Source organism: Chryseobacterium urinae, assembly GCF_030518295.1.
Taxonomy (GTDB): Bacteria; Bacteroidota; Bacteroidia; order Flavobacteriales; family Weeksellaceae; genus Chryseobacterium; species Chryseobacterium mucoviscidosis.
In genome coordinates, this window is record NZ_JAULSJ010000001.1 from 78,415 (window position 1) to 103,080 (window position 24,666).

25 protein-coding genes are annotated in these 24,666 nt (G+C 36.1%); 7 read left to right on the forward strand and 18 right to left on the reverse strand.

Annotated elements, in window-relative coordinates; all coding sequences use genetic code 11:
- Nucleotides 1-10 precede the first annotated feature (10 nt).
- The 17 genes from QWT87_RS00335 to QWT87_RS00410 all read right to left on the reverse strand — a co-directional run bounded on the left by QWT87_RS00335 (nucleotide 11) and on the right by QWT87_RS00410 (nucleotide 15,221).
- A complete protein-coding gene (locus QWT87_RS00335; protein ID WP_302712556.1) occupies nucleotides 11-454 on the reverse strand; it encodes a thioredoxin family protein in 444 nt (147 codons plus the stop codon).
- Nucleotides 455-528: 74 nt separating this feature from the next.
- Nucleotides 529-915 (reverse strand): hypothetical protein, encoded by a 387-nt coding sequence (locus QWT87_RS00340; RefSeq protein ID WP_302712558.1) that lies wholly within the window; start codon nucleotides 913-915, stop codon nucleotides 529-531.
- Nucleotides 916-1,411: 496 nt separating this feature from the next.
- Complete coding sequence (locus QWT87_RS00345) at nucleotides 1,412-2,551, reverse strand: efflux RND transporter periplasmic adaptor subunit (RefSeq protein WP_302712560.1); 1,140 nt, start codon at nucleotides 2,549-2,551, stop codon at nucleotides 1,412-1,414.
- Between the two features lie 4 nt (nucleotides 2,552-2,555).
- Nucleotides 2,556-3,782, reverse strand: a complete 1,227-nt coding sequence (locus tag QWT87_RS21270) for a TolC family protein (protein ID WP_407933576.1) — start codon at nucleotides 3,780-3,782, stop codon at nucleotides 2,556-2,558.
- A gap of 48 nt (nucleotides 3,783-3,830) precedes the next feature.
- A complete protein-coding gene (locus QWT87_RS00350; RefSeq protein ID WP_407933577.1) occupies nucleotides 3,831-6,983 on the reverse strand; it encodes an efflux RND transporter permease subunit in 3,153 nt (1,050 codons plus the stop codon).
- A gap of 413 nt (nucleotides 6,984-7,396) precedes the next feature.
- Nucleotides 7,397-7,780, reverse strand: coding sequence for a hypothetical protein (locus tag QWT87_RS00355; RefSeq protein ID WP_087711133.1), 384 nt, complete (start codon nucleotides 7,778-7,780; stop codon nucleotides 7,397-7,399).
- 393 nt (nucleotides 7,781-8,173) lie between these two features.
- Nucleotides 8,174-8,758, reverse strand: coding sequence for a TlpA family protein disulfide reductase (locus tag QWT87_RS00360; protein WP_302712564.1), 585 nt, complete (start codon nucleotides 8,756-8,758; stop codon nucleotides 8,174-8,176).
- A 3-nt stretch (nucleotides 8,759-8,761) separates the two neighbouring features.
- Nucleotides 8,762-9,463 (reverse strand): thioredoxin domain-containing protein, encoded by a 702-nt coding sequence (locus QWT87_RS00365; protein WP_302712566.1) that lies wholly within the window; start codon nucleotides 9,461-9,463, stop codon nucleotides 8,762-8,764.
- A 1-nt stretch (nucleotide 9,464) separates the two neighbouring features.
- A complete protein-coding gene (trxA, locus tag QWT87_RS00370; RefSeq protein ID WP_302712568.1) occupies nucleotides 9,465-9,761 on the reverse strand; it encodes a thioredoxin in 297 nt (98 codons plus the stop codon).
- A 24-nt stretch (nucleotides 9,762-9,785) separates the two neighbouring features.
- Nucleotides 9,786-10,022 carry a hypothetical protein gene (locus QWT87_RS00375; protein ID WP_302712570.1) on the reverse strand — a complete coding sequence of 79 codons (237 nt, stop codon included), beginning with the start codon at nucleotides 10,020-10,022 and terminating at the stop codon, nucleotides 9,786-9,788.
- Between the two features lie 44 nt (nucleotides 10,023-10,066).
- Entirely contained in the window at nucleotides 10,067-10,396 is a 330-nt protein-coding gene (locus QWT87_RS00380) for a rhodanese-like domain-containing protein (protein ID WP_302712572.1), read from the reverse strand.
- 175 nt (nucleotides 10,397-10,571) lie between these two features.
- Nucleotides 10,572-11,279 (reverse strand): lycopene cyclase domain-containing protein, encoded by a 708-nt coding sequence (locus QWT87_RS00385; protein ID WP_302712574.1) that lies wholly within the window; start codon nucleotides 11,277-11,279, stop codon nucleotides 10,572-10,574.
- Between the two features lie 2 nt (nucleotides 11,280-11,281).
- Nucleotides 11,282-11,740, reverse strand: a complete 459-nt coding sequence (locus QWT87_RS00390) for a sterol desaturase family protein (protein ID WP_185205255.1) — start codon at nucleotides 11,738-11,740, stop codon at nucleotides 11,282-11,284.
- Nucleotides 11,740-12,210: an SRPBCC family protein gene (locus tag QWT87_RS00395; RefSeq protein WP_302712576.1), complete on the reverse strand. Its 471-nt coding sequence runs from the start codon at nucleotides 12,208-12,210 to the stop codon at nucleotides 11,740-11,742. The genes QWT87_RS00390 and QWT87_RS00395 overlap by 1 nt, the downstream gene beginning before the upstream one ends.
- 26 nt (nucleotides 12,211-12,236) lie before the next feature.
- A complete protein-coding gene (locus QWT87_RS00400; RefSeq protein WP_302712578.1) occupies nucleotides 12,237-13,073 on the reverse strand; it encodes a phytoene/squalene synthase family protein in 837 nt (278 codons plus the stop codon).
- Nucleotides 13,074-13,075: 2 nt separating this feature from the next.
- Nucleotides 13,076-14,545 carry a phytoene desaturase family protein gene (locus QWT87_RS00405; RefSeq protein WP_302712580.1) on the reverse strand — a complete coding sequence of 490 codons (1,470 nt, stop codon included), beginning with the start codon at nucleotides 14,543-14,545 and terminating at the stop codon, nucleotides 13,076-13,078.
- Between the two features lie 4 nt (nucleotides 14,546-14,549).
- On the reverse strand, nucleotides 14,550-15,221 hold the full coding sequence (locus QWT87_RS00410) for a MarR family winged helix-turn-helix transcriptional regulator (protein WP_302712582.1): 672 nt from the start codon (nucleotides 15,219-15,221) through the stop codon (nucleotides 14,550-14,552).
- Nucleotides 15,222-15,322: 101 nt separating this feature from the next.
- On the opposite strand from QWT87_RS00410, the gene QWT87_RS00415 reads away from it, so the two are divergent.
- The 7 genes from QWT87_RS00415 to QWT87_RS00445 all read left to right on the forward strand — a co-directional run bounded on the left by QWT87_RS00415 (nucleotide 15,323) and on the right by QWT87_RS00445 (nucleotide 23,936).
- Nucleotides 15,323-15,592, forward strand: coding sequence for a hypothetical protein (locus tag QWT87_RS00415; protein ID WP_302712584.1), 270 nt, complete (start codon nucleotides 15,323-15,325; stop codon nucleotides 15,590-15,592).
- A 524-nt stretch (nucleotides 15,593-16,116) separates the two neighbouring features.
- On the forward strand, nucleotides 16,117-16,485 hold the full coding sequence (locus tag QWT87_RS00420) for a hypothetical protein (protein ID WP_302712586.1): 369 nt from the start codon (nucleotides 16,117-16,119) through the stop codon (nucleotides 16,483-16,485).
- A 62-nt stretch (nucleotides 16,486-16,547) separates the two neighbouring features.
- Complete coding sequence (locus QWT87_RS00425) at nucleotides 16,548-20,423, forward strand: DUF11 domain-containing protein (protein ID WP_302712588.1); 3,876 nt, start codon at nucleotides 16,548-16,550, stop codon at nucleotides 20,421-20,423.
- Between the two features lie 82 nt (nucleotides 20,424-20,505).
- Nucleotides 20,506-21,078: a hypothetical protein gene (locus QWT87_RS00430; protein ID WP_302712590.1), complete on the forward strand. Its 573-nt coding sequence runs from the start codon at nucleotides 20,506-20,508 to the stop codon at nucleotides 21,076-21,078.
- A gap of 284 nt (nucleotides 21,079-21,362) precedes the next feature.
- Nucleotides 21,363-21,713 (forward strand): helix-turn-helix domain-containing protein, encoded by a 351-nt coding sequence (locus tag QWT87_RS00435; RefSeq protein ID WP_337250566.1) that lies wholly within the window; start codon nucleotides 21,363-21,365, stop codon nucleotides 21,711-21,713.
- A gap of 31 nt (nucleotides 21,714-21,744) precedes the next feature.
- Nucleotides 21,745-22,077: a transposase gene (locus tag QWT87_RS00440; RefSeq protein ID WP_087711166.1), complete on the forward strand. Its 333-nt coding sequence runs from the start codon at nucleotides 21,745-21,747 to the stop codon at nucleotides 22,075-22,077.
- Nucleotides 22,078-22,508: 431 nt separating this feature from the next.
- Nucleotides 22,509-23,936: a tetratricopeptide repeat protein gene (locus QWT87_RS00445; RefSeq protein WP_302712595.1), complete on the forward strand. Its 1,428-nt coding sequence runs from the start codon at nucleotides 22,509-22,511 to the stop codon at nucleotides 23,934-23,936.
- 102 nt (nucleotides 23,937-24,038) lie between these two features.
- Here QWT87_RS00445 and QWT87_RS00450 read toward each other — a convergent pair whose 3' ends face one another.
- Nucleotides 24,039-24,644, reverse strand: coding sequence for a hypothetical protein (locus QWT87_RS00450; RefSeq protein ID WP_302712597.1), 606 nt, complete (start codon nucleotides 24,642-24,644; stop codon nucleotides 24,039-24,041).
- Nucleotides 24,645-24,666 lie beyond the last annotated feature (22 nt).

Genomic DNA, 24,666 nt, shown 5'->3' on the forward strand with positions numbered 1-24,666 from the left:
TCTTTATCTGTTATTTTTGTTTTTCTCTGATTTCTCTGATTTCTTTACTGAAAGCCAGTGCATTTTCAGAAGGCAGTCCTTCCCAGCTTTTCAGAATTTTTCCTTCTGAATTTAATAAAAGGGTGTACGGAAACAAGCCTTTTTTATTGTATGCATCGGCAAGAGAAGCGTTTTCTTTTTTAAGATCGGCAGAAAGCTGATTTTTCTTATTTCTTGGGAAATCTGCATTGATGTAAACAATCACTTTATCGGATTCCAGTTTTTTGAAATCTTCTGTTTCGATGATATTTTTATGAAGTTTAATGCACGGAATACACCAGTCTGAACCGGAAAAATTAAGCAGAATAAGTTCTTTGTTTTCTGCAGCGGTTTTTTTTGCGCTTTCCAGTCTGTTTTGCGCGTGGAAACCAACGGATAATACAACCATAAGAATGGCTGATAATAATGTTTTCATTATTTTAAATTTTATAATGATTTTTTAGAATAAATGATGTGTTCTGATTATGATGCAATCAGATTGTAAATGGATTAAGAAAATGATTTCGGCGGTTCCCAGACTGATCCTGCGAATCCTTTGTAGCAGAAATCTTCGTCTTTTGAAGGAATTTTATGCGATTTCAGTGATCTGAAATTTTCCGTTTTTGTTTCAAAATAAAAACCCGGATTGATGGTAAAAAACAAATTCAGCGGTGCAGAATGAATTACAAACGGCAGTTTTCTGTCTTTACCGTAATCTCCGTCTTTTGCAGGATGATCGTAATGTGCTCTGAAAAACGCAATCAGTGGCATTTCCGGATTAAGCTGTTTATGTTCCCAGTAATGTTCCACCAGAGTAGGAATCTTCAAAAGCTGATACAGCTCGGTTGTAGAAACCAAGAACAGGGATAGTAACAATATGGAAATCAACTTTTTCACCTAATCAAAGGTATAAAATCTTCTGTTAAGAATGATTTTAAATTAATCTGAATTATAACGCTACAATGTTCAATAAATTGTTCACCTTTAGTTTATTGTTTAAACTAATTTCCGAATTATCCGCAATAGGCTCAAAAGATTATCATAATGCGATGATTAGATATTTAAATAAAACAGTTATTTAAAGTAAAATTTTAGAAAACTCGATGGAGTTTTATCTGTATAGAAATCATATTCGCAAGATATCCGGCGTTCCGTAGGAACGCTATCTTTAAACATTTATCGTATTACAGATATCAATCCTACGGATTGATTGTTACACTTATTCTTATTTCTACACAGATTGTGCTCCTACAGGAGCAAAGCTATTTTACTCTAAGCTGCTTCAAAATTTTACTTCATCTTTTTTTACTTTTGCGGTTAAATAAAAAGTTTAAACAGACTCTATATATTTAACTGACGATTAATTATATCAAATTACTTTAAACTGAATATTTTATTCTTCTTCCTCCGTATTTTTAAGCTTCATCAAAAGCGTGTATGCATTTTTGGTCACGATCTTTTTATTCTTAAAATCATCAGAATTGAGAATCTGGATAAAACCGTTTTCCGTTTCGCCTAAAGTCACCGGAGTCAATCGGTACGTCTGCTTTTTAACCTCAACAAACACAAAGTCTTTGCCTTCAAAATTCACGATGCTTTCTTCCGGAACCGCATTGGAAAAAGAGGTGCTGGTTTCAATTTCAGCATTCATATACATTCCCGGAACGAGACTGTGGTCGTATTTATCGAAATGACAGTGAACTTCCGCCAAACCGCCCTGACTGATATCTTTGCTGATGAGAAGGATTTCCCCATAATATTTTTTGTCTGGATCTGCATTCGTGTACGCTGCAAAACGCTGTCCTTTTTTCAGGTTTTCCAGATCCTTTTCGTACACTTTAAGATTCAGGTGAATGTCATCGGGATTAATAAGCTCAAAAAGTACATCCGAAGGATTTACATATTTCCCGATATTCACATTCACTTTGCTTACAAAACCATTGATTGAGCTGTACACAGGAACGCTTTTCGTAATGCTTCCTGATTTTAAAGATTCCGGATTGATATTGATGAGTCTGAGCTGCTGTGCCAGTGAATTCATTAAAATTCTCTGGCTGTTCATTTCAGACTGGGCGAGCTGCATGGCTTTATCACTGCTTGCCTGACTTTGGTTCAGGGTTTTCTGACGGTTGTAATCCAGTTCTGCAAAATGTGCTTTGGATCTTGCCATCAGATAATCCTGCTGAAGCTGAATGAATTGCGGATTTTCAATCACAGCAATCACCTGACCTCTGGAAACCGGCATTCCCGGAAGAAGATTGCTGGATTTCAGATAACCGCCAAGCGGAATGCTTACGGAAACCAGATTTTGAGGCGGAACATCGATCATTCCGTTTAATTTCAGGGTTGAAGCGATATTCTGTAACGAAAGTGTGGCTGTTTCTATCGGTGCATTTCTTAACTGTGCATCGGTTAAAGTCACTACATTTTCGTCTTTCGGGAGGCTCTTTTCTTGTTTGGGAGCTTCTTCTTTTTTACATTGAATGAATACAAAAAAGCTGATTAATAAGGTATATATTGAAATTGATTTCATTTTTTTACGGATTTAAAGTAAGGTATTCAAGTTCAATGGCACTTTGGTTAAGTTTCCAGACTGCATCGGTGTAATTGTTTTTAAGCTGTACCGCCTGATTTACGAGGATCACAAATTCGAGGTAATTGATTTCTCCGCCGATAAACTGTCTTTTTGCCGTTTCGGTAATGACGTCTGCATTTTTAAGGTCGGAACTTTCATATTTTGAAACAATTTCCAGATTCGACTGATAGATTTCTCTGGCTTTTTTAAGCTGATTCTGAAGGTTGAATTCAGTGTTTTTCAACTCACTTTCTGCAACAGACTGCGCAACTTTTGCAGCTTCAATTCTCGCTTTCTGACCTCCTGAAAATATCGGGAGCGAAACACCGACCTGCACCGAATGAAACTGAGGTGTTGCATTGTAGAGTTTATCATCCGGTCCTAATCCTTTAAAACTGTTCAGATTATACGCCAATTGCAGACCGGGAAGCATTTTTGCTTTTTCCAGTGCGATCTGTTCTGTGGAAATATTTTTCTGCTGTTCCCAGATTTTCAGCAATGGATGATCCGCCATTTTTTCATTTAAAGAATTGGCAAAAGATTTTGAATCTTCGGGAATGAAATCGGTTTCCGTATTCAAAAGCCACTGAAACTGGATCTTTAATACGGCTAATTCCTGCTGCAATTGTTTTAACTGAATTTCTATCGCCGATTTCTGGCTTGAAGCGGTTGTTTTTTCCAGAATATTGCTCTCCCCTGCTTTCAGTCTAAGATTCGCTTTGTCTGAAAAGTCGGTGTACAGTTTCAGGATTTCATTCAGCAGTTTTTCTTTTTCCTTCCAGTACAGAATGTTGTAAAAGGTAAGGCTGACTGCTTTTTTTAGTTCATATTCTTTCAGGGAAACATTCAGCAAAGATTTTTTCCATTCTTCGGTGTATACATTTTTCTGCTTTTTATACACTGTCGGAAAAGCAATGTTTTGGGAAACGCCAAATTTCATATCGTTGTACGCACTGTTGATTTGTCCGTAATCGAACGTTACACCAGCCTGCGGAATATCATTAGCCGATTTTATCAACGCTTTGGAATATTCCGATTTCAGCTTTTCGTTTTTAATATTTCTGTTGTTTTCCAGTGCGGTATTGATCGCAGTATGAAGATTGATTGGCGTTTGCGCCTTCAGTCCGAATCCTGCAAAGCTGAACAGCAAAATCAATACAGCCGTTATATTTTTATGATTATTTTTCATATGTAGATATTTATTGTTTTTTAAAGGTCATATGTAATCGCGTTTTCTTCATAGGCGTTTGCGCTTTCCAAATGATGGCGATTTCATTTTAAATCCTTTTTCAATGGTTACATAAAGAAGCGGCAGTACAAAAAGGGTAAGAAAGGTTGCAACGAGCAGACCTCCGATCACCACGGTTGCCAACGGACGCTGAACTTCTGCTCCGGCTCCGTTGCTTAATGCCATCGGAATAAATCCCAGAGATGCCACGAAAGCCGTCATCAGAACCGGACGAAGTCTGGACTCCCCGCCATCAATCACGATTCTCACAATATTCCTGATTCCGCTTTTGTATAATCTGTTGAATTCTGATATGAGAACGATTCCGTTGAGAACTGCCACTCCGAAAAGGGCGATGAATCCAACGCCTGCACTGATGCTGAAAGGCATTCCTCTCAAAGCGAGAAGAAATACGCCGCCAATAATTGACAGTGGAATTGCGGTATAAATCAGCAGACTTTCTTTCACCGAGCCGAATGCTAAGAACAACATCACAAAAATAAGCGCCAAAGCAACCGGAACGGCAATCATCAGACGTTGTTTTGCATTGTTCAGGTTTTCAAAAGAACCTCCGTAAGTCATATAATAACCTGTCGGAAGTTTTATCTCTTTGTTTACTTTAGTCTGAAGTTCCTCCACGATGCTCTGAACGTCTCTTCCTTTGATGTTAAATCCAACGACAATTCTGCGTTGTGCATTTTCTCTCTGGATTTGGTTGGGTCCGTTTTTTACTTCAACTTTTGCAAGCTGGGAAAGCGGAATCTGGTTACCAAACGGAGTCGGAACGAGCAGATTTTTAATATCATCCACATTTTTACGAACTTTGGAATCGAGACGAACGACCATATCAAAACGTTTTTCGCCTTCGAAAACGAGACCTGTACTCTGCCCTGCGAATGCAGCATTCACAATCCGGTTAATATCGGAAATGGATAAATGATATTGTGCAATAACAGGACGGTTGTATTCTATGGTTACCTGCGGCATTCCTGCAATCGGTTCGATGTAAAGATTCTGGGCTCCGTCTACGGTTTCAATAATTTTACCGAGTTTTTGAGCATTTTGGGAAAGAACGTCCAGATCATCTCCGAAAATCTTCACCACGACATCCTGTCTTGCTCCCGTCATCAGTTCATTGAAACGCATCTGCACCGGAAACTGGAAACTTACCGTTACTCCGGGAACGTCCTGCAGTTCTTTGGTCATTTTTTCTGCCAGTTCCGGGAATGTGGATGCGGAAGTCCATTCTTTTTTATCTTTCAGAATCACCATTAAATCGGCTGCATCCATCGGCATCGGATCTGTAGGAACTTCGCCGCTTCCGATTTTTGTCACGACTTTCTGTACTTCGGGAAATCTTGATTTCAGGATGTGAGCTGCCTTCTGTGTACTTTCAATGGTTGTATTCAGATTGCTTCCCGGCAAAACTCTGGTTTCTACCGCAAAATCTCCTTCTTCAAGGGAAGGAATAAATTCCCCTCCCATTCTGCTGAGAATGAAAATTGCCAAGACAAAAAGTACTGCTACGATGGAGAATACCATTTTCGGAACTCTTAAGATTTTAAGCAGTGTTTTCAGATAGATTTTCTCTACTTTTTTCATCATCCGGTCGGATAAACTCGGTTTTGATCTTCTTTTTCTCAACAGCAAAGAGCTCATCATCGGAATGTAAGTCAATGACAATAAAAATGCACCTAATAAAGCGAAAGCGACAGTTTGTGCCATCGGTTTGAACATTTTCCCCTCAATTCCCTGTAAGGTAAGAATCGGAAGATAAACAATCAGGATGATGATCTGACCGAAGACTGCGCTGTTCATCATTTTTCCGGCAGAATCGGTAACAATAGTGTCCATTTCTTCTTTTCCAACGGAGAATATTTTTTTGAATTTTGAATTATGACTGAACTGATGCAGGACGGATTCTACAATAATCACCGCACCATCGATAATTAACCCAAAATCTAATGCACCTAAACTCATCAGGTTTCCGCTGACTCCAAAAAGATTCATCATACAGATGGCAAAAAGCATAGCGAGAGGAATTACGGAAGCCACAAGCAATCCTGCGCGTACATTTCCGAGGAACAGAACCAGTACAAAAACAACAATCAATGCGCCTTCTGTAAGATTTTTCTCTACGGTTCCGATGGCGTTGTTTACCATTTTGGTACGATCGAGGAACGGTTCTATTACTACTCCTTTCGGAAGGGTTTTCTGGATCTGAGCGATTTTTTCTTTTACATTTTTAATAACCTGATTGCTGTTTTCGCCTTTCAGCATCATCACCACTGCTCCGGAAACTTCACCCTGATCGTTGAACGTCATTGCACCGTATCTTGTGGCAAAGCTGGTTTTCACGTCTGCCACATCTCTTATAAACAATGGAATTTCATTGGTTTTGGAAGCAATTGCTATATTTTTTATGTCTTCAATATTTCCGATCAGACCTTCGCTCCGGATGTATAAAACAGTGGGACCTTTTTCAATATAAGCTCCTCCTGTGTTCTGGTTATTGGTGTTTAAAGCATCAAAAACATCGTTAATGGTGATTCCGTAAGCGTTTAATCTGTCAGGATTTACGGCAATTTCGTACTGCTTTAATTTTCCTCCGAAACTGCTGACTTCGGCAACGCCTTTTACACCGAGAAGCTGTCTTCTCACGATCCAGTCCTGAATGGTGCGAAGTTCTGTAATGTCGTATTTTTTCTCGTAGCCTTTTTCGGGACGGATCACGTACTGGAAAATTTCGCCTAAACCTGTGGAAATAGGACCTAATTCGGGAGTTCCGATTCCCTGCGGAATCTGGCTCTGAACCTGCTGCAGCCTTTCTGCAACCTGCTGTCTTGCCCAGTAAATATCTACATCATCCTCAAAGACGATGGTAACGAGCGATAACCCGAACCGTGAAAAACTGCGGATTTCTTTTAATCCTGAAATATTATTGTTCGCCTGCTCTATTGGAAATGTCACGAGTCTTTCGATGTCTGTTGCTCCAAATGAAGGAGCAATGGTGATGACCTGAACCTGATTGTTGGTGATATCGGGAACGGCATCGATCGGAAGTTTAGTGACCTGATAGGAACCAATGCCTATCAATCCCAAAATCAACAGCGCAATGATGAGTTTGTTCTTTACAGAAAACTCAATGATTTTTGTAAGCATAATGTTTTGTTGAGCTTATTAGCAGATGATAGATGATAGATAATTGATAATTGATAATAGATGATAGATAAATGGTTTACAGATAAATATCTCTATTTTAATTTACTATTCTAGCAAATGCTTATGAATAAATAATAATGGTCTGATACCAATTAATGCCTGTTTTAATCACTGAAATTTATACTTTTTGCAGCCCGAAGTGCCTCATTCTTTTACCTTTAATTTTTGAATCGGCGAATCTCGTTCCTCGATTTGAGTGGAGCTCTTCGTTGGAACAAAAAAGCGGGAATCCTTCGACAAGCTCAGGATAAACTTCTGGCGGATTAAGCTGCCCAAATAAAAACGTGTATAAAATTTACCAATAAGTATCAGAAATCTCCCAAAGTAATATTTGAGAGGAATTCAGAAAAAAATCAACAAGATTTCGGCGGCTGCCAAATGGAATTGAGAATATCTTTATTGTAAAAGATGCTTTTGTAAAAAGTCTGTTTGGACTTAATAATCGGGTTGGATTCTTTGTCGGACAACTGAAACGTAAAGGGTGTCGCAGGTGTACATACGATGATAAGATGCGCTGCGTGCGAAACAAACGGTAACTGCTGATCTTTGGTGTAATCTGAATCTTTTACCGGATTATCGTAATGGATTTTGAAGAATGAACCAATGGTGAGTTTCGGATTCTCCTGTTTGTGTTCCAAATAATGTTCAATAAGAACCGGAATTTTCAAAAACTGATAGAGCTCGGTTGTAGAAACCAAGTATAAACTAAGCAATAGTATTGAGATCAGTTTTTTCACTTCTGCAAAATTATAAAATGTTTCGTTAAGAATGGTTTTAAATTATGAGATTATTCGTTATTAATGATCATGCTAATTTTGACGCAAAAGCTCGCAAAGGTTTTGTTAAATACGAACTGTTTTTAAGTTCGCAAAGATGCTTCGACAAGCTCAGCATAAACTATTCACTCAGCAAAGAACTCAAAGCTTTTTCAATTTGGCAAATTACGGACAATCGTTAAGATTTTAATGTTTTATAAAAGTTAATAAGCGTAGTGAGAAAAGAATACAACAGTTTTAAAAAAATCTTCGATTTTTATTCTTTTGAAAGCTTTGATTATTTTATTAATAGATTTATGATTGTCTTTTGCGGCTAATTCCGAAATAGTTTAACCAGTATTATATTTTTAAGGATTATTCTTTCAAAAGCGTTTCAATTTCCTGATAGAAAGAGGCTTTGCTGTAATCTGCCATTCCGGAATGATGCATTCTTATCTTCCCTGTCTTATCTAAAATAACGGTTGTAGGAAGGGAGCCTCTGTATAATTCTTTGGGAATACTGCTGTCTGGAACCAGAAAAGGAATGCTGAATTTTTCTTTTTGCAGATATTTTTTACCCAAAATTATTTCATCATCAAGATTTACCGTAAGAAACACCAGATTTTGGTTTGTTTTATAAGCATCATAAAATTTCTGAACGGAGGGAAATTCTGCGCGGCATGGAGGACACCAAGATGCCCAGAAATTAATGAAGACTACTTTTCCTCTGAGCTGAGAAGTTTCGGTTATTTCTCCGTTTTCATTTTTCACACTGAAATTCGGCGGTAGAAGTGAAGATTCTTCTGTTTTTTCTTCTATTTTTGAATTGAATAATCCGGTGGAAATCATCTGTCTCATCACCCATGCTTTTGCATCGGGACTTCCCCATAAAAGGATGAGTACAGCAATCATAATCACTGTACTCCAGTTTTTTCTGATCCACAGAAGAGGTTTATCCATGATTTATTGTGTAATCTGTTTTCTTACCTCATCTTCGGTGACCAATCCCAGATTATCCCAAACAATTTTATCGTTTTTATAGAGTTTGAGCACAGGAAGCGCAGAAACGCCGAGTTCTTTACAGAGTTCTGTGTTTTCATCAACATTGATTCTTACGATCTTTACTTTATCCGGCATTTCGGCAGCCATTTTTTTAAGGAAAGGTTCCATTTTTTTGCACGGAGCGCACCATTCTGCATAGAAGTCTACCAAAACGGGCGTTTTGCTTTTCAACAAATCATTGTATTGTGTATGAGTGATTCCTTTTGCGGTTGAAGTTTTGATCTCGGGAAGATCTGCGTTTCTCCATTTCATCATTCCGCCCTGCATTTCGTAGACGTTTTTATAGCCTAATTCTCTTAGTTTTGCGGCTGCAGCAGTACTTCTCGGTCCGCTCATACAGTAAACGAAAACAGGTTTATTTTTATCTAAAGCGGCTGCTTTTTCCACAAAATCACCTGCATTCCAGTCGATATTCATTGCATTTTTCAGATGTCCGTTTTTAAATTCTCCGGAGGTTCTTACGTCCACTAACTGTGCGTCTTTGGTTTTATCGAGTTTATGAGAAAATTCTGTTGCAGGAAGTACATTACCTGTTACACTTTGTGCTTTTCCGCATCCTGTAATGACTACTAAAAATAATGCAATGATGATGTTTCTGTACATTTTAGATGTTTTGTTTTATTAATTTTTCCAATTCCTCTGCCTGAAATACTCCGGACTGTTTCCACTTCACTTCTCCGTTTTTGAAGATCATTAAAGTAGGAACGCTTCTGATTCCGAATTGTGCGGCAACTGCCTGATTTTTATCGATATCTATTTTGATGATATTTGCCGAATCTCCGATTGCTTTTTTAAGATCCTTAAGAATGGGAGCCTGCATTTTGCACGGACCGCACCATTCTGCGAAAAAGTCTACCAAAACGGGTTTGTCCTGACTGATGATTTCCTGAAATTTGTTCATATTCTATTTTGTTTATTAATGGTTTTATTTGATTTCTTCATATTCAATTTCATCATTGATCTGCTTAGGATTTTTGGCGGAAACCGAACAGCTTCCTCCTGAACAGCATCCGATATTCAGCAATGGCATCACTGTAAAAATCACTCCTGTAATAATCAGAAACCACATTCCTGATTTTACCGCTTCAATGGTGAGGAATATTCCCATTGCCAATCGCAGAAGTCTTACAAAGTTCCAGTTTTTAAATAGATTGTGAAACATTTTTTGATTTTTTATTTTACCGTAGATTTGCTTTCGGCTGAAAATCAATCTATATTTTTGATTTTCTGCATCGTTTTTACTACATTTTCTAAGCTTCCGCCATTTACCACATTTGAAATACCGTTTTTTTCCAGTGTTCCTTTTGCCATGGCACTTCTGTTTCCGCTTCTGCAGAATACAATGATCTCGCTTTTGTTTTTAAACTTTGAAATCTGATTTCTAATTTCGTTCAGTGGAATATTCTGTGCGCCTTTTACACTTCCTGAAGCGAATTCGGAAGGAGTTCTCACATCAACCAGAAAAGAATTGTTTTCCAATGCATTTTCCAGTGCGGAGTTATCTTTTTTGCTAAATAATATTGATAATAAGTTCATTCGTACAATATTTACAAGGACAAATTTCAGGATTAAAAAACTGTTTTACTGCTACTTTTGTTACATAAGTATTTTTCTAAATTACTCTGATAAAAGATTTACGAAAAAAAGCCACAGATTCCGAAGAACCGTGGCCTGAAAAATAGATTTTAGAGAAGATTATATGATGATAGAATTATGCAGTTACTTCAATTGCCTGCTCTTTCTTTTTAAATTTCTGAAAAAGGAAGATATTCCAGAGAATCATCTCATAACCGTAAACCGTATCTTCAATCGGGATGGTTAAGATCCTGATTCCCAGAAAATGTTCCGGATTATAATTTACGATGGGAGAATCCAGTCCTGTACCGGTAAGAATTCCGTTGACACTTAAAAAACCGGGCATTAAAATCAAATAAATAAAAGAGGCTTTGCCAATCCATCTTGCGTTTAGTATGAAATACAGTACAAACATACTGATCGCCGTCGTTAAGCACGTCATAAACGGATAGATTCTGTCTCTACAGTACAATGCGAGAATAATTAAAGTAACGATAGAAAAAATAACAAATATTTTCTCCATCTCCGGTTTCCAGTCGAGCTTAAAAAATTTATTGAGACAGAAATAGGTGAACATGCAGGAGAAAGGGATACAGAAGAAAAAAAGTATTTCTTCTATCGGCAGATTAACAATTCTGAGTCCTATAAGATATTTATCGTTAAACCACCACACTCCTATTTTGGTAAACCAGATGTCCCAAATTATAAAAAACAGGGCTACAATAGAGGAAGCAAGAATAAATGCTTTGAAATGTCTGTTGAATTTTATCTTATGATGAAAGGAAAAAATGAAGCAGACAATAATTGTAAAAAAATTAACTAACAGATAGGTATATTGCTGCATTTTCAGGTGGTTTGTTTTTTAAAATACATTTTGAAATACTTTATCGGAACCCAAAGAAATCCAAAACACTCCCCTCTTTCTTTTCCTGTATGTTTATGATGCTGCTTGTGCGCTCTTCTGATCGCCAGAAGATAAGGATTCTGCGTATTTCGAAGAACTTTAAAACGCTGATGAATAAAAATATCATGGACGAAAAAGTAAGCCATTCCGTACAATGCAATTCCGACTCCGATGTAAAACCAGTGGTTAAAATTCTGCATGGTTCCGTAATACATCAGAATAATCGTAGGAACAGCAAAAATAACGAAGAAATAATCGTTTTTTTCCAATGGTCCGTCGTTGCTATGATCATGATGATCTTTGTGCAGTGACCACAGAAAACCGTGCATCACATATTTATGGATAATCCACGTCATTCCTTCCATAATGAAGAATGTGGCAGCTACAATTAGAAAATTCATTATTTGGCTGTATTTTTATTAAACATCTCTTCCAAAATTTTATATCTGTACGTGAAAATATCTTCCACTTTTTTCTTTACCAGAACAGTGTGTGCAATTTCTCCCAAAAATCCTAAAGGCAGTTCGTAATCCACCGTATCTTTCATGAAAATACCATTTTCATTGGGAATAAACTCGTGATGATGATGCCAGAGTTTGTAAGGCCCCTGTTCCTGAAAATCGGTAAAACTTTTCTGATAATCTACCTGAATAATTTTCGTTCTCCACTTCATTTTTATTCCGAACAAAGGAGAAACGTAATAATCGATGTTCATTCCTTCGTAGATTTCGTCGTTTTCCATTTTGGTACGGACAACAAAGTTCATTTCTTTCGGCGTTATTTTGGAAAGATTATTTGCCGAAGAAAAAAATTTCCATGCCGTTTCTATATCACAATTCAACTGCTGTTCTCTGTATAGTCTGTGTTTCATTATTCAAGGGTGTAAAGTAAATATATCTACAAAAAAGAAGTTTTATATTGTACATAACTGCTCATCATCAGCGAAAGTTTTTTTCCGTTGGAAATTCTTATTCTCTGATTGATAATTTTGGTTGCGGATGTTTTTTTAATCTTTCTGAAAAGCGAAATGTAATATCTATACGCCAGATAAACACCGAATCTTGAGGATGGAGGTAATTTTCTGATTCCTTCCAGCGCAATTTTGAACTCTTCTTCAATTTCTTTTTCAATCTGAGCTTTTACTGCATTATCAAAGTATGAAATATCAACATTTGGGAAGTAAGAACGTCCTAAGATCTGATAATCATCTTTCATGTCGCGAAGGAAATTCACTTTCTGAAAAGCCGATCCTAAAGTCATGGCATATGGTTTCAGCCTTTCAAATTCATCAATATTCCCTTCTGTAAAAATATGAAGACACATTAATCCTACCACTTCCGCAGAACCCAGAATATATTCTTTGTATAAATCTGAATTATAATCAATTTTCTGAAGATCCATTTCCATACTTTTCAGAAACTGATGAATCAGCGCATGATCGATTTTATATTGATGAACGGTTTCCTGAAAAGAATGAAGCACCGGATTCAGGGAAATTTTATCTTCCAAAGCACAGAATGTCTCTTCTTTATATTTTGAAAGAAGTTTCTGCTTATCGTGATCGTGAAAACTGTCTACGATTTCGTCGGCAAGACGAACGTAACCGTAAATGGCGTAGATCGGGTTTCGTATTTTCGGAGAAAGCGCCATAATTCCTAAAGAAAAGCTGGTGCTGTACTGTCTGGTCGTTTCCCTGCTGATTTTGTAAGACAGGTCATCAAAAAGTTTTTTCATAGTTAATTCAATTTAATTGCTTCTCTGGCGACTATTTTACCTGATATAATGGACGGAGGAACACCGGGTCCCGGAACCGTTAGCTGACCTGTATAAAGAAGGTTTTTAACTTTTCTGTTTTTTACAGAAGGTTTTAAAACTGCAGTTTGTGATAAGGTGTTGGCAAGACCATACGCATTGCCTTTGTATGCATTATAATCTTTTTTAAAATCTTCTACACAATAGCTTCTTTTGTACTCTAATTTAGCAATAAGATCTGAAGTTCCGGTATGTTTTTCCAGTCTTGAGATCATTTCAAGGAAATATTTTTCTCTCATCTCTTCAGAATCTTCAATTCCCGGTGCAACAGGCATCAAAAGAAATACATTTTCTCCGTTTTCCGGTGCTGTATCTTTATCTGTTTTTGAAGGGCAGCAAGCATAGAACAATGGTTTGGTAGGCCATTTTTTATCTTCATAAATTTCGTTCGTATGAAGTTCAAGATCGTTTTCAAAAAATAAAGTGTGGTGCGTAAGATTGGGGATCTTTTCGTTAAAACCTAAATAATAGATAAGACATGAAGGAGCAAATACTCTCTTTTCCCAATATTTTTCGTCATAATTTCTGTGAGATTCCGGAAGTAAAGTTTCGGTATGCTGATAATCTGATGAAGCTATGACTGTATCGAATCTAAATTCCTCACCGTTTATTTTCAGACCGACCGCTCTATTGTTTTCAAGAATAATTTTCTCGACGTTGGAATTAAAATGAAAATGCACTCCGTTTTCGGAAGCGATCTGCATCATTGCTTGTGTAACTTTTGCAAAACCGCCCATCGGATACCATGTTCCCAATTTGTAGCCTCCGTAATTCATTAAACTGTAAAGAGCCGGAATATCTTTTGGTGCTGCTCCTAAAAAGATTACCGGAAATTCCATGAGCATGATAAGCTTAGGATTTTTGAAATATTTTCTTACAAAACGCTGAAAATTAGTCAGTAAATCTAATTTTAAAGCACTTTTTGCAATTTTAGGAGAAACAAATTCAAACCATGAATGGCAGGGTTTATTGACAAAGTCTTTCATGCCAACTTCATATTTGTACTGTGCGTCGTTCATAAACTCGTCAAGCTGCTTTCCTGCTCCTTTTTCAATACTTTCAAAAAGGTTTTTCATCTCTTCATAGCTTTCCGGAATTCCCATCACTCCGTCTGAAAATACCATTTCAAACTGAGGATTTAAAGAAATAAGGTCATAAAAATCCGAAGATTTTCTTCCGAAATCGTTGAAAAAAGCTTCGATAATATCGGGCATCCAATACCAGCTTGGTCCCATATCAAATACGTAACCATTATCCGTTGTAAATTGTCTGGCTCTTCCTCCCACTCCACTATTTTTTTCGAAAACATGAACTTCGTATCCGTCTTTGGATAAATAGGAAGCCGCCGACAAGCCGGAAAATCCTGAACCGATAATTGCTACTTTTTTGCTCATAGTTTTAGTTTTTGAATGTGTATTCCTGATAAACCGTATTAATAAGATCCTTGCTATCAATATTTCTGGAAAATATCGGATGATGAAAACGATCAAGTTTGTTCAGAATACGTATAAGTTCCATTTTTTCTGTATGATTTAGGTTTCCTGCAACAATATTTGTAGCAGTACGGATCTTCTCCATTTGTTTTTCCAAAGCTAGTCTCCCTTTTTCTGAAATGCTGATGTACTTACTTCGCTTATCGTCATCAGATTCGGTCTGCTCGATCCATCCCTGTTTTAATAATCTTGTAATAATGAGCATTCCCGCAGGTTTTTCCTGAATATTTTTTTTAATCAGCTCAGTTTTGGTCATTCTTCCAAAAGCTCTCAGATTAATCAGATATATAAATTCTTCCTGCGTAGAAAATTCGGAATCGGCAATTGCAGATTTAGAATAAGTTTTTGCATATCTGTTGAGATGAACCAAAAGTGTATTAATAGCACTTTCAGGACTTCTTCCATTCTCTTTTCCTTCCCAGTAGGGTTCTGTGTCCTTATTCTTATTTTCAGAAGATTCTTTGTCGTGTATCCAGGCTTTAAATCCTTTAACATCTTTAGAATATAAATTTCCGGAATTTTCTGTTTCAAATTCTTCTAATAATCCTATTATGTCTTTAATCAAAGAATATTCCATTTTGTAAAAATTAGTATACAAATATACTATTTAATTTAAAGTAATAAATATTTATACACTTAAATATTTTTTATTACCTTTAAAAATTATAAGATCTGGGTATGAAAAATGATTCTGATGCGGAAAAAACAGTTTCTGTTGACTCTAAAAAGTATATTAATGATTATCTGCATTCCTGTGTAAAAAAGGAATTCGGACTTGAAATCTTTTTCGGCGAAGAATACGAAATAATGCAGAACATTGTTTCCAATAAGTCTATGATCGTCCCTACATTTTCCGATTCCATTATAGAAAATCCCAAACTTCATGCTTTTCTGAAAGCACATATTGCGCATCTTAATAAAGAAATGTTTGCTTCTGAGATTTCATAGAAACAACTGATAAAACAAAATTATGAAGGCGTTCTGAGAATTTCAGAATGCTTTTTTATTTCCAATCTCAAAATTCCCGATGTAAAACATCTCAATTCTGCATTGTTTATAATCTGGAAAACAGTTCAGAAAAACTCCAATTCAATTTTTCAAAAAGACAAAACAAAGCAGAAATACAAAATCTTAATTATGTTAATTTTAAAAAAATAAACAATTAAAAATCAATACTTTAAAATAAAATAGATACACAATAGATAGGCTGTTTTTGTGTTTAAACAGGTTTGTTTGCGTTCCTTTGAACCAGAAAACATAATCAGTTCCAATTGTCCCATTTTATTTATCCATCTGCAAAAAACTTTTTTCATTTTAAAAAAGTTTTTACTGTTTTTATAGTACTGTTTGTTCAGTTCTGTCCTTCTCAGATTTTCGTATCAGAAGGAACATATATTTATGCAGAAAAAGAATCATTATTCGACTCAGTTATAACAACTGTTCCGATAGATCAAAAATTATCTGTTAAAATTTTGTCTGAAAAAAACAGTAAAAAAAGTCTCAGGGAAAGAAGAACAAAACATAAAAGTATTTCAGGAAAATATGATTCGGCAAATAAAAGTACAGCTGGAAAAAAAATAGAAAAGAAAGAATCTACCGAGGTAAATTTTAAAGATTTCCCCAATACAAACAATAACTTTCAAACCATTAAGAGGCAAAATTACGCTTTAACATCTACACAGGTTTTTAAAGTTATAGACATAGATGTAACAAAATATATTGTAAACCAAGATTATGATTACAGTGAAGTAAAAATTTTAAACTCAAAAATTTTTCATTTTTTCTCACAACCAGCCAACGTATGTTTTTCTGTAAGACCTCCTCCTGTTCTTTCAATATAAATGAAAAACAATTTGATGAAATATTTTGGTGACTATAACCAATAAATAAAATTTTTAAAATAATGAAATTCTTTACAATTTTTTATAGAAAACATCAAAAATTCAGCTTTGCTTTATTTTTGATGTTATTGCTTTTAAGCAACATAAACAGCCTGAAAGCAGCGACTTATGATGTAAATAACAATGGAGACGGAACTGGTTCCTCAACAGTAAGAACCTTAAGATACTGCATTACACAAGCTAATTCGAATCCCGGAGCTGATATCATTACTTTTAGTGGATTAGGAACCGGGACTCATACAATTACTTTAACATCATCTCTACCTGATATTACAGGGCAAGTAAGTATTCGAGGATATACGGCAGCCTCTGCAGTTCAAGGTCCTTTAGGACCATCAAGCAGTCGCAGTATCAGAATTCAGATTAATGGAAATGATATTACCTCCCATATGTTTGCTTTTGTTGGCGGATCAGACGGATCTTCCATCAGTGGTTTGGCAATGTATAATACCAAAGGAGTTTGTATTTTCGTACCGGCGAGTATTAACGGATTGCATATTTGGGGAAACTATTTTGGATTGCTTGGAAACGGCAGTGTTAGTACTACTCCAGCCGACACCAGATTAGAATCATCAGCTCTGTTCATTGGCTCGACTTCTGCAGCTGCAAATATTTCAAATCTAGTTATCGGAACTAACGGTGATGGAGGATCAAATGGTGGTACAAATGATGTTAATGAAGGCAATGTTATTGCCAATACTTATCGTGATGCGGTTGCCGGCGGTAGTGTTAACGGAATATTTTTTTATGGAGATGTGGGTTTAATATTAAACAACAGCAAAGTATCAGGTAACTATTTCGGACTTTTGCCAGATGGCACAACAGTTTCGCCAATCGGACAAAACGTACCTGCTGCTGAAGGAATGCCAATATCATTTATCGGAACAACTGGAACTAATGTTGTAATTGGAACTGATGCTAACGGAATCTCTGATGAAGCGGAAAGAAATATTATTTCAGGAGGTACTAATTATGGTATTGCTATAGAAAGTGGAAGCGGAATCAACATCGCAGGTAACTATATAGGAACCGATTATATAGGTACTGTGGCAAAACCAAATGCTACTAGAGATGGTTTTTATCCCGCAATTAATATTCAGCAAAGAGCAGGATTATTTGCACCTAATAATATTGTTATAGGTTTTGACGACAGAATTCATACTGCTGTTGACGCGCCTTTTGTAAGAAATGTAATTTCTGGTAATGGTGGCAGAGCTGTTGTTGCTGCTACTCTTGCAGGTGCAACTTTAGCTACAAGGACAAATAATATTGTCGTCGCAGGTAATTATATAGGAGTTGATGCCACAGGAAATACAGCATTACCAAACGGAACATATAGTACAGCACTAACTTTTAGTACCGGAGCCGGAGTAAGCTTAAACAGTGTTACAAATTGTAGGATAGGAACCGACAGTGATGGTGTTGAAGATGCGTCCGAACGAAATATAATTTCCGGAAATCTTAACGGAGCCGGAGTTTACTTAGCATCCAATAACTTTGCGGTAAGTAATAATATTGTTGCCGGAAATTATATAGGTGTAGGAGCAAACGGAACAACCGCTTTAGGAAACGGAAATGCAGGAGTGTATGTAAACTCAAATGGAAATGGTGCTAACAATAATATTATAGGATCTAATGATGATAACACAAGGGATGATATTGAAGCTAATATTATTGCCAATAATGGATATAAATCCGGAGCAACGATACGTGGCGGTGTGATAATTACCAATAGCAGTAGTGTCGCTGCCAATGCATCCAACAACAACAGGATTTCGAGAAATGTTTTTTATAATAATACGAGATTACCTATAGATCTGGCAAGTTGGAACGGAACCGCTAATGACTATGGAGTATCGCCCAATGATGGGGTGACAACAGCCAATCAGCCTAATTTATTACTGGATTATCCTGTAATTACTGGTTATAGCATTACATCTGCTACAACTCTAGATGTTTCAGGATACATAAGCATTTGTAATGGAAATGAGTCTACAGCAGGAGCTATCATTGCAGGAAATAAAACCATTCAGTTTTATAAAGTTGCTGATGATGGCGACCAAAACGGAGCCATTACAGCTGGAGTCTGTACCAGAGTAACCAGTCACGGTGAGGGAATTCAATATTTAGGAAGCATTACAGGAGTAGCAAATGCTTTTAGCAATCAGACGGTAACGTTTGTTTCAGGAGCTACATTTTCATCAGGTGATAAATTAGTAGCAATAGCTATTGATGCTAATGGAAATACTTCAGAATTTGGAGCTGCTGCAATAATTGCAGATTTAGCCGTAACAAAAACGGTAAACAGTCCAACAGCAGGAGTAGGAAGCAATGTAATCTTTACCATTACCGCAAGTAATGTAGGTCCGGATTCTGCAAGTAATGTTGTAGTAAATGACATTTTACCTTCCGGTTATACTTTTGTAAACGCCACAACTTCTACAGGAACTTGGACAGCTCCGAACTGGACTATTGGAAACCTAACCAACGGAGCTAATGCAACACTTACCATTACAGCAACTGTAAAAGCAGGAGGAAATTATTCTAACACGGCTACAATTAGCGGAACATCTACACAGGCTGATCCTGTTTCCGCAAATAATTCTTCAACAGCAACAGTAAATCCAGATTCTGATGGAGACGGAATTCCAGACAGTACCGATGTAGACGATGATAACGATGGAATTTTGGATACAGCAGAATGCAGCGGAAGCACCATTCTTAATAGTACTTTTCCAACTACAGGTGGTAATACAGATACAGTACCTGACTGGACTGTTGATGGTACATATGGCGGTACTTGGGGTTCAGGTACGGGAAGAGTTAATCTTAACACCAATGGCCTTGAATTTAGAAGAGATGCAGGAACTACAACTACTTTATCAAGAAACATATCTAGTGTTTTCGGTACTACTTTTATCAATCTGAACAATTTGTATTGGTTTAGAACCACACAAGGTAATAATACAGGAGGTTTTACCTTCACCGTTTCGTATGCAGGAACAGTTTACGCAACAATTTCCTCCACTACTGTTAATAATACAACATCCCCTGTAGTTGCAGCTGGTAACGGAGCAACTGTAAATATAACTTCTCTTCCGTTAGTAACATCAAACTCTACAAAATCCGCGAACAGCAATCTTATTATTACTTTACCAAACGGCACTCCTGTTTCAGGGGATTTGGTATTTACTTTTGTTGCTAACAGCGACGGTTCTCAGGTAAGAGATCTCGGAATGGGATCTGTAGTAATAAACTCATGCAGTGATACTGATGACGACGGTATTCCGGATTATTTAGATTTGGACTCTGATGCAGACGGCTGTTCTGATGCAGGCGAAGGAGGAGCTGATATTGCCAATTCTGAACTGGTTATAGCTGGAGGATCACTCAGCGGAGGCAGCACAACCATAAACCAAAATCTCTGTGCTTCTGCAACATGTGTAAGCACAACAGGAATTAATATTGGCCTTCCGCAATTTTCATCATTGCCTACAGGATATAGCAATGCAACGGGACAAAGCATAGGAAGTTCTCAGAATACAATGGTAAAAGGATGTATTTGCTATGAAGATCCGACTTTAGTAGCGGGACAAACTTATCCTGTAAAGCAGGGAATTACAGTTTTGGGCAGAGCCGGAGGAAGCAATGCAAGCTGGCCGATGATCAGAAATTCAGCGTATACTGCACTAGAAGCCAAAACAAAAGGTTTCGTAATCACAAGAAACTCCAGTCCAGAAACTACGATTGCCATTCCGGTTGTCGGAATGATGGTTTTCGATACCGATGAAAATGCAGGTGCAGGATGCATGAAAATTTATATGGGAGCCGGAGCCGGCGAAGGATGGAAATGTTTCAGCACACAAGGTTGTCCTTAATTCACTCATTTTTTGCAACCGTTTAAATGATGATTTATCCGGTTGCTTTTATTATCGTTTTTATTAATTTAAATTTTAAACAATGAAAAAGACCGCAATTATATTATTCGTTTTCATGTTCGGAGAAGTTTTTTCGCAGGTAAGGATAGGATCGGCAAATTCTGTAGGAAATGTCAGCAGTACTTCTGTTCTGTTAGAATTCGGGACAGATAACGACAAAGGGATTATTCTTCCTTATACGGAAACTGTACCTTCGGGAGCCAATAATTCTAAAGGAGGAACTTTTATTTTTGATGTTTCTTCAAATGCAGAATATAAAGTAAAAGTAAAAAATGAAAATACGGGCTGGACAGATTTAAGCATCCGTTCCGGCTACTCCACTGCCATAGAAAATACGATAAAAACACCACAGGCATTACCTTTAAATGACTTCAACGGAGCAAGGGCAATTATCGGAAATTCAGGCACATCTACGGACGGTGTTCTGGTATTGGATTCCCCAAATAAAGCATTGGTTTTACCAATAGTCTCCAATTTTACCAATATTAAAAATCCGTCTCCGGGAATGATGGCATTTCTTAAACATCCAACAGATGCAACGAAACACCGACTGATTATTTTCAACGGGCAGAAATGGACGTTTTGGAAGCCTTAAGAATAAATCCAGTATTTTTTATAATTAAATAAAAGTACGTTTTAGCTACTATTAAAGCGGAATTTTACAAATAAGAGAGCAAACATACATTTAAAAAACATTCATATAAAAATGTAGAATCCTGATAGATCGGTATTTTTTTCACTATATAAAAATATTGCTCTTATTTTGGTCATTAAATCAAAAATTAACAAAACTTGAACTTTAAAAATATTCATATTGGCTCGCTCATCAATCAGAGGATTATTGAGACGAATATAGATCTTACAAGAATTTGCAATTTCATGGGTAAGACAGAAAATGAAATTGAAGAAATGCTGACTTCAGAAAGCATAGATGTAATTACCATTTTGAAATGGTGCAAACTTCTGGAATACGATTTCTTCAGGATTTACAGCCAACATTTAATCCTGTACTCTCCACCTACCTCCGCATTGAATCTGATAAAAAAAACAACCCACAGATCCAGCCTTCCTTCTTTTCGTAAAAACATCTATACCAAAGAAATTATAGATTTTATTCTGGATCAGATCAATTCCGGAGAGCTTAGCAGAAGTCAGGTTATCGAAAAATACGGCATTCCTAAAACCACTTTATACAAATGGATTAATAAATATGAAAAGATTAATAAATAGATTCAATTCTTAAATAAAAAAGCCCATAATTATGAAGGAAATCCAGCCCAATTATAAACTTATATTTTCAGATATTCTGGAGAAAAAACATCCTGAAAAACGTAAAGAATGTGAAAAAATTCTCAGAAAAAAAACATTGTCAAGTTTTGATATCATCAACCTCAACACAATTATTTTCGGGAAAGAAGTTCAGAAAAAAGACGAAAATCAAAAGCACAAATCCTATAAGAGGTCTGATATAAAAAAAATTATAGAATACCAGAAAAAAAATAATCTGAATAATATTGAAACTTCCCTTCAATTTAAGATAAGCAGAAATACAATTTACAAATGGAAACTTTACGAAAAAAAGAATCTGATTTAAAAAAAGTTTCGTAAAACAAAAAAAATAAAAACTGATTTTCAAAACATTACAGCAAATAGATACAGAATAGATGCCTATTTTTTTGAGCTATCACAAAAGATTATTTTTCTTTGCAAACAACAAAAAAGGAGGTAAATCACAAATGAATCCAATAATCACGTTGCAAAACTTTTTTCATTTCCGAAGAAAGTTTTGCTTTTTATAAGAAGTTTTTTTAATGTTTTAAAGAAAATTATTTTCTGAGAAATGGATAAAAATTCTGTCTGAAAAAAAAAGAAAAATATACTTTACGTTTTTCTGTATTCACGAAAATCAAATCTATTTAAAGGAATATCCGGAAAGGACAGGTTTAATAATCTGTCTTTTTTTTAAATTATAACTGAATACTGTTAATTTTAAGTAATTTTATTTTGTGATGATTGTACTAATTTATGAATTCAAATAAAGCATTATTTTTTTTAGTCATTTTACTCTTTTCAAATTTTGTTTTGGGTCAAAAGTCCAAAAAGCAACTTGATTCCCTTTTCAGCCGTCTTTTGGTAATGCGTTCTGAAGGAAAACTGAACGAGTCTTTGGTTGTATGCAGAGAATTAATTTCAGGATATGAACGGCTGAAAGACGAAGAGAAAGCTCTAAAAACCTACATTATTGCAGCCAATGTATCGAGTAACCTTTATAAAACAAAGGAAAGTCTTGCTTTTCTGGATATTGCTTCAAAAAAAAATGAAGCATTGAATAATGACGATGTTTTCACAAAAATAAACGCTGAATATGGAAGAAATTATAAAAATCTCGGATTTTATGCGCTGGCTCTGGAATATTACCAAAAAGCTATAGATGCCGCAAAAAAAAGCAACAGCAAGCCCAATCTGGAGTATTGTTACAGTCTGCGTTCCGTTGTTTATGAAGAGCAAAAAAATTACTCCAAAATGTATTCGGATCTTTTTAAAGCCCACGAAGCAAATCCTTCAGCATACACCGCTTCAAGACTCGCCAAATATTTTATATCATTCAAAAAAAATACAGATTCTACAAAATTTTATTTGGATCTGGGAGAAAAATTCGATCTTTCTAAAAAAATAACCTCGTTCGAAAGATCAATCTTAGACCGGAACTGGGGAAGATATTATTTAGAAAAAGGAGATTACAAAAATGCTGTTTTCTATTTTGAAAAATCTCTTGAAATTTCCAAAAAGCTAAACAAACCTCAAGATATAAAAGATACCCACAGACTTTTGGCGGATGCTTATAAACTGATGAATCAGCCAGATAAAGCTACTGAAAGTTTAGAAAAATATACCACGATTAACGACAGTCTTTCTGTTGAAAAACAAAAAATACAGGATTTCCCCGTAAAAAAAATCATTCAGGAAAAAGAAATCAGCAATCAGAAAACGTACACCAAACTGTATTTTTTCATTGCTTTGACCATTCTCTTATTTATAGCGATATATCTTTACACTTTAAAAAAACATAATGCCCGAAAAAAAGAAAATATTGCACTGATAAATACAAAAGAGGAAGAAAATCTGCAGCTTCAGCAAAAGGTAAATGAATCTTTTGAGGATATCATCGAGCTTGCCAAAAGCAACAGTCCAGAATTTTTCACCCGTTTTCAGGAGGTTTATCCTGAAGTTGTGAATGAACTGCTGAAAATTGATCCCAAATTAAGGGTCTCAGAACTCACCTTATGTGCTTTCATCTATCTGGGTTTTAATACAAAAGACATTGCTAACTATACTTTCCGCACTGTGAGTACTGTACGAAACAGAAAGCATAACCTGAGAACCAAACTGAATATTCCGGCGGAAGAAACTACGGAATTGTGGTTTAAAAATCTTGGAAAAAAACTGTACTGATTCTAAATTTATCTTCAAAACATATTAAACCAAAACTCCTCAAATGCCTGAGGAGTTCAATAAAAAAGTAAAATGGGTAAAAAAACAAGTGTATCAATAATTTTAATCAAAATCAAGTAATCCGTCCGTGAGAATCTTCCACTGCATTTTCCCGAATCCGAAAATTCCGCCTAAAGCAATAAAAAAATTTCTTACTTTATCCCAAAAAGACGCATTGAAATTAGGACTTTCGTTCCTGCCGTAGATTGCGGCTTTTAAAATATTGCCTTCTCTGGAAATCAGCATATTGGATGTTGCTGCAGGAGTATAAAAATGGGCAATATGACTTTTAAGCTTATTGGGCTCTTTGGAAGGTCTGCACATCATCAGATACGATTCATGTCTGTCTGTATCTCTGTGAGAAATATTGATGATCTCCACCCAATCATATCCTTTAGCTTCCACCGTTCCGGGACCCGGAATGGAAATTCTTATAAAATCGCCTTTTCTGGGAATTCGGTCTGCAACGTTTCCGGAAGCATCAAAATGTTTAAAATCAGCAGAAGCTTTACCACAGTATTCTTTCCAGCGATTGATGGAGAAAAAACGCTCTTTAAGAACAACAAATTTTGAATTGATTTCTAAAATCTTACACTGTTTGGTACTTTCTGTGTCGTGGAATCCGCCTTTCTTCTGGATCGGAACTCCCGGAATCTGTTTCGGCTTCATACTTCTTTCTTTGTGATTATTT

Excerpts from the sequence above, each read along its gene's own strand:
- QWT87_RS00360 (WP_302712564.1), bottom strand. The coding sequence starts at position 8,758 with ATGGATAAACCTCTTCTGTGGATCAGAAAAAACTGGAGTACAGTGATT.
- QWT87_RS00435 (WP_337250566.1), top strand. The coding sequence starts at position 21,363 with ATGGGTAAGACAGAAAATGAAATTGAAGAAATGCTGACTTCAGAAAGC.
- QWT87_RS00450 (WP_302712597.1), bottom strand. The coding sequence starts at position 24,644 with ATGAAGCCGAAACAGATTCCGGGAGTTCCGATCCAGAAGAAAGGCGGA.
- QWT87_RS21270 (WP_407933576.1), bottom strand. The coding sequence starts at position 3,782 with ATGAAAAATAATCATAAAAATATAACGGCTGTATTGATTTTGCTGTTC.
- QWT87_RS00395 (WP_302712576.1), bottom strand. The coding sequence starts at position 12,210 with ATGAAACACAGACTATACAGAGAACAGCAGTTGAATTGTGATATAGAA.
- trxA (WP_302712568.1), bottom strand. The coding sequence starts at position 9,761 with ATGAACAAATTTCAGGAAATCATCAGTCAGGACAAACCCGTTTTGGTA.
- QWT87_RS00350 (WP_407933577.1), bottom strand. The coding sequence starts at position 6,983 with ATGCTTACAAAAATCATTGAGTTTTCTGTAAAGAACAAACTCATCATT.
- QWT87_RS00415 (WP_302712584.1), top strand. The coding sequence starts at position 15,323 with ATGAAAAATGATTCTGATGCGGAAAAAACAGTTTCTGTTGACTCTAAA.
- QWT87_RS00380 (WP_302712572.1), bottom strand. The coding sequence starts at position 10,396 with ATGAACTTATTATCAATATTATTTAGCAAAAAAGATAACTCCGCACTG.
- QWT87_RS00365 (WP_302712566.1), bottom strand. The coding sequence starts at position 9,463 with ATGTACAGAAACATCATCATTGCATTATTTTTAGTAGTCATTACAGGA.
- QWT87_RS00445 (WP_302712595.1), top strand. The coding sequence starts at position 22,509 with ATGAATTCAAATAAAGCATTATTTTTTTTAGTCATTTTACTCTTTTCA.
- QWT87_RS00410 (WP_302712582.1), bottom strand. The coding sequence starts at position 15,221 with ATGGAATATTCTTTGATTAAAGACATAATAGGATTATTAGAAGAATTT.
- QWT87_RS00335 (WP_302712556.1), bottom strand. The coding sequence starts at position 454 with ATGAAAACATTATTATCAGCCATTCTTATGGTTGTATTATCCGTTGGT.
- QWT87_RS00345 (WP_302712560.1), bottom strand. The coding sequence starts at position 2,551 with ATGAAATCAATTTCAATATATACCTTATTAATCAGCTTTTTTGTATTC.
- QWT87_RS00375 (WP_302712570.1), bottom strand. The coding sequence starts at position 10,022 with ATGTTTCACAATCTATTTAAAAACTGGAACTTTGTAAGACTTCTGCGA.
- QWT87_RS00425 (WP_302712588.1), top strand. The coding sequence starts at position 16,548 with ATGAAATTCTTTACAATTTTTTATAGAAAACATCAAAAATTCAGCTTT.
- QWT87_RS00400 (WP_302712578.1), bottom strand. The coding sequence starts at position 13,073 with ATGAAAAAACTTTTTGATGACCTGTCTTACAAAATCAGCAGGGAAACG.
- QWT87_RS00440 (WP_087711166.1), top strand. The coding sequence starts at position 21,745 with ATGAAGGAAATCCAGCCCAATTATAAACTTATATTTTCAGATATTCTG.
- QWT87_RS00405 (WP_302712580.1), bottom strand. The coding sequence starts at position 14,545 with ATGAGCAAAAAAGTAGCAATTATCGGTTCAGGATTTTCCGGCTTGTCG.
- QWT87_RS00385 (WP_302712574.1), bottom strand. The coding sequence starts at position 11,279 with ATGCAGCAATATACCTATCTGTTAGTTAATTTTTTTACAATTATTGTC.
- QWT87_RS00430 (WP_302712590.1), top strand. The coding sequence starts at position 20,506 with ATGAAAAAGACCGCAATTATATTATTCGTTTTCATGTTCGGAGAAGTT.
- QWT87_RS00390 (WP_185205255.1), bottom strand. The coding sequence starts at position 11,740 with ATGAATTTTCTAATTGTAGCTGCCACATTCTTCATTATGGAAGGAATG.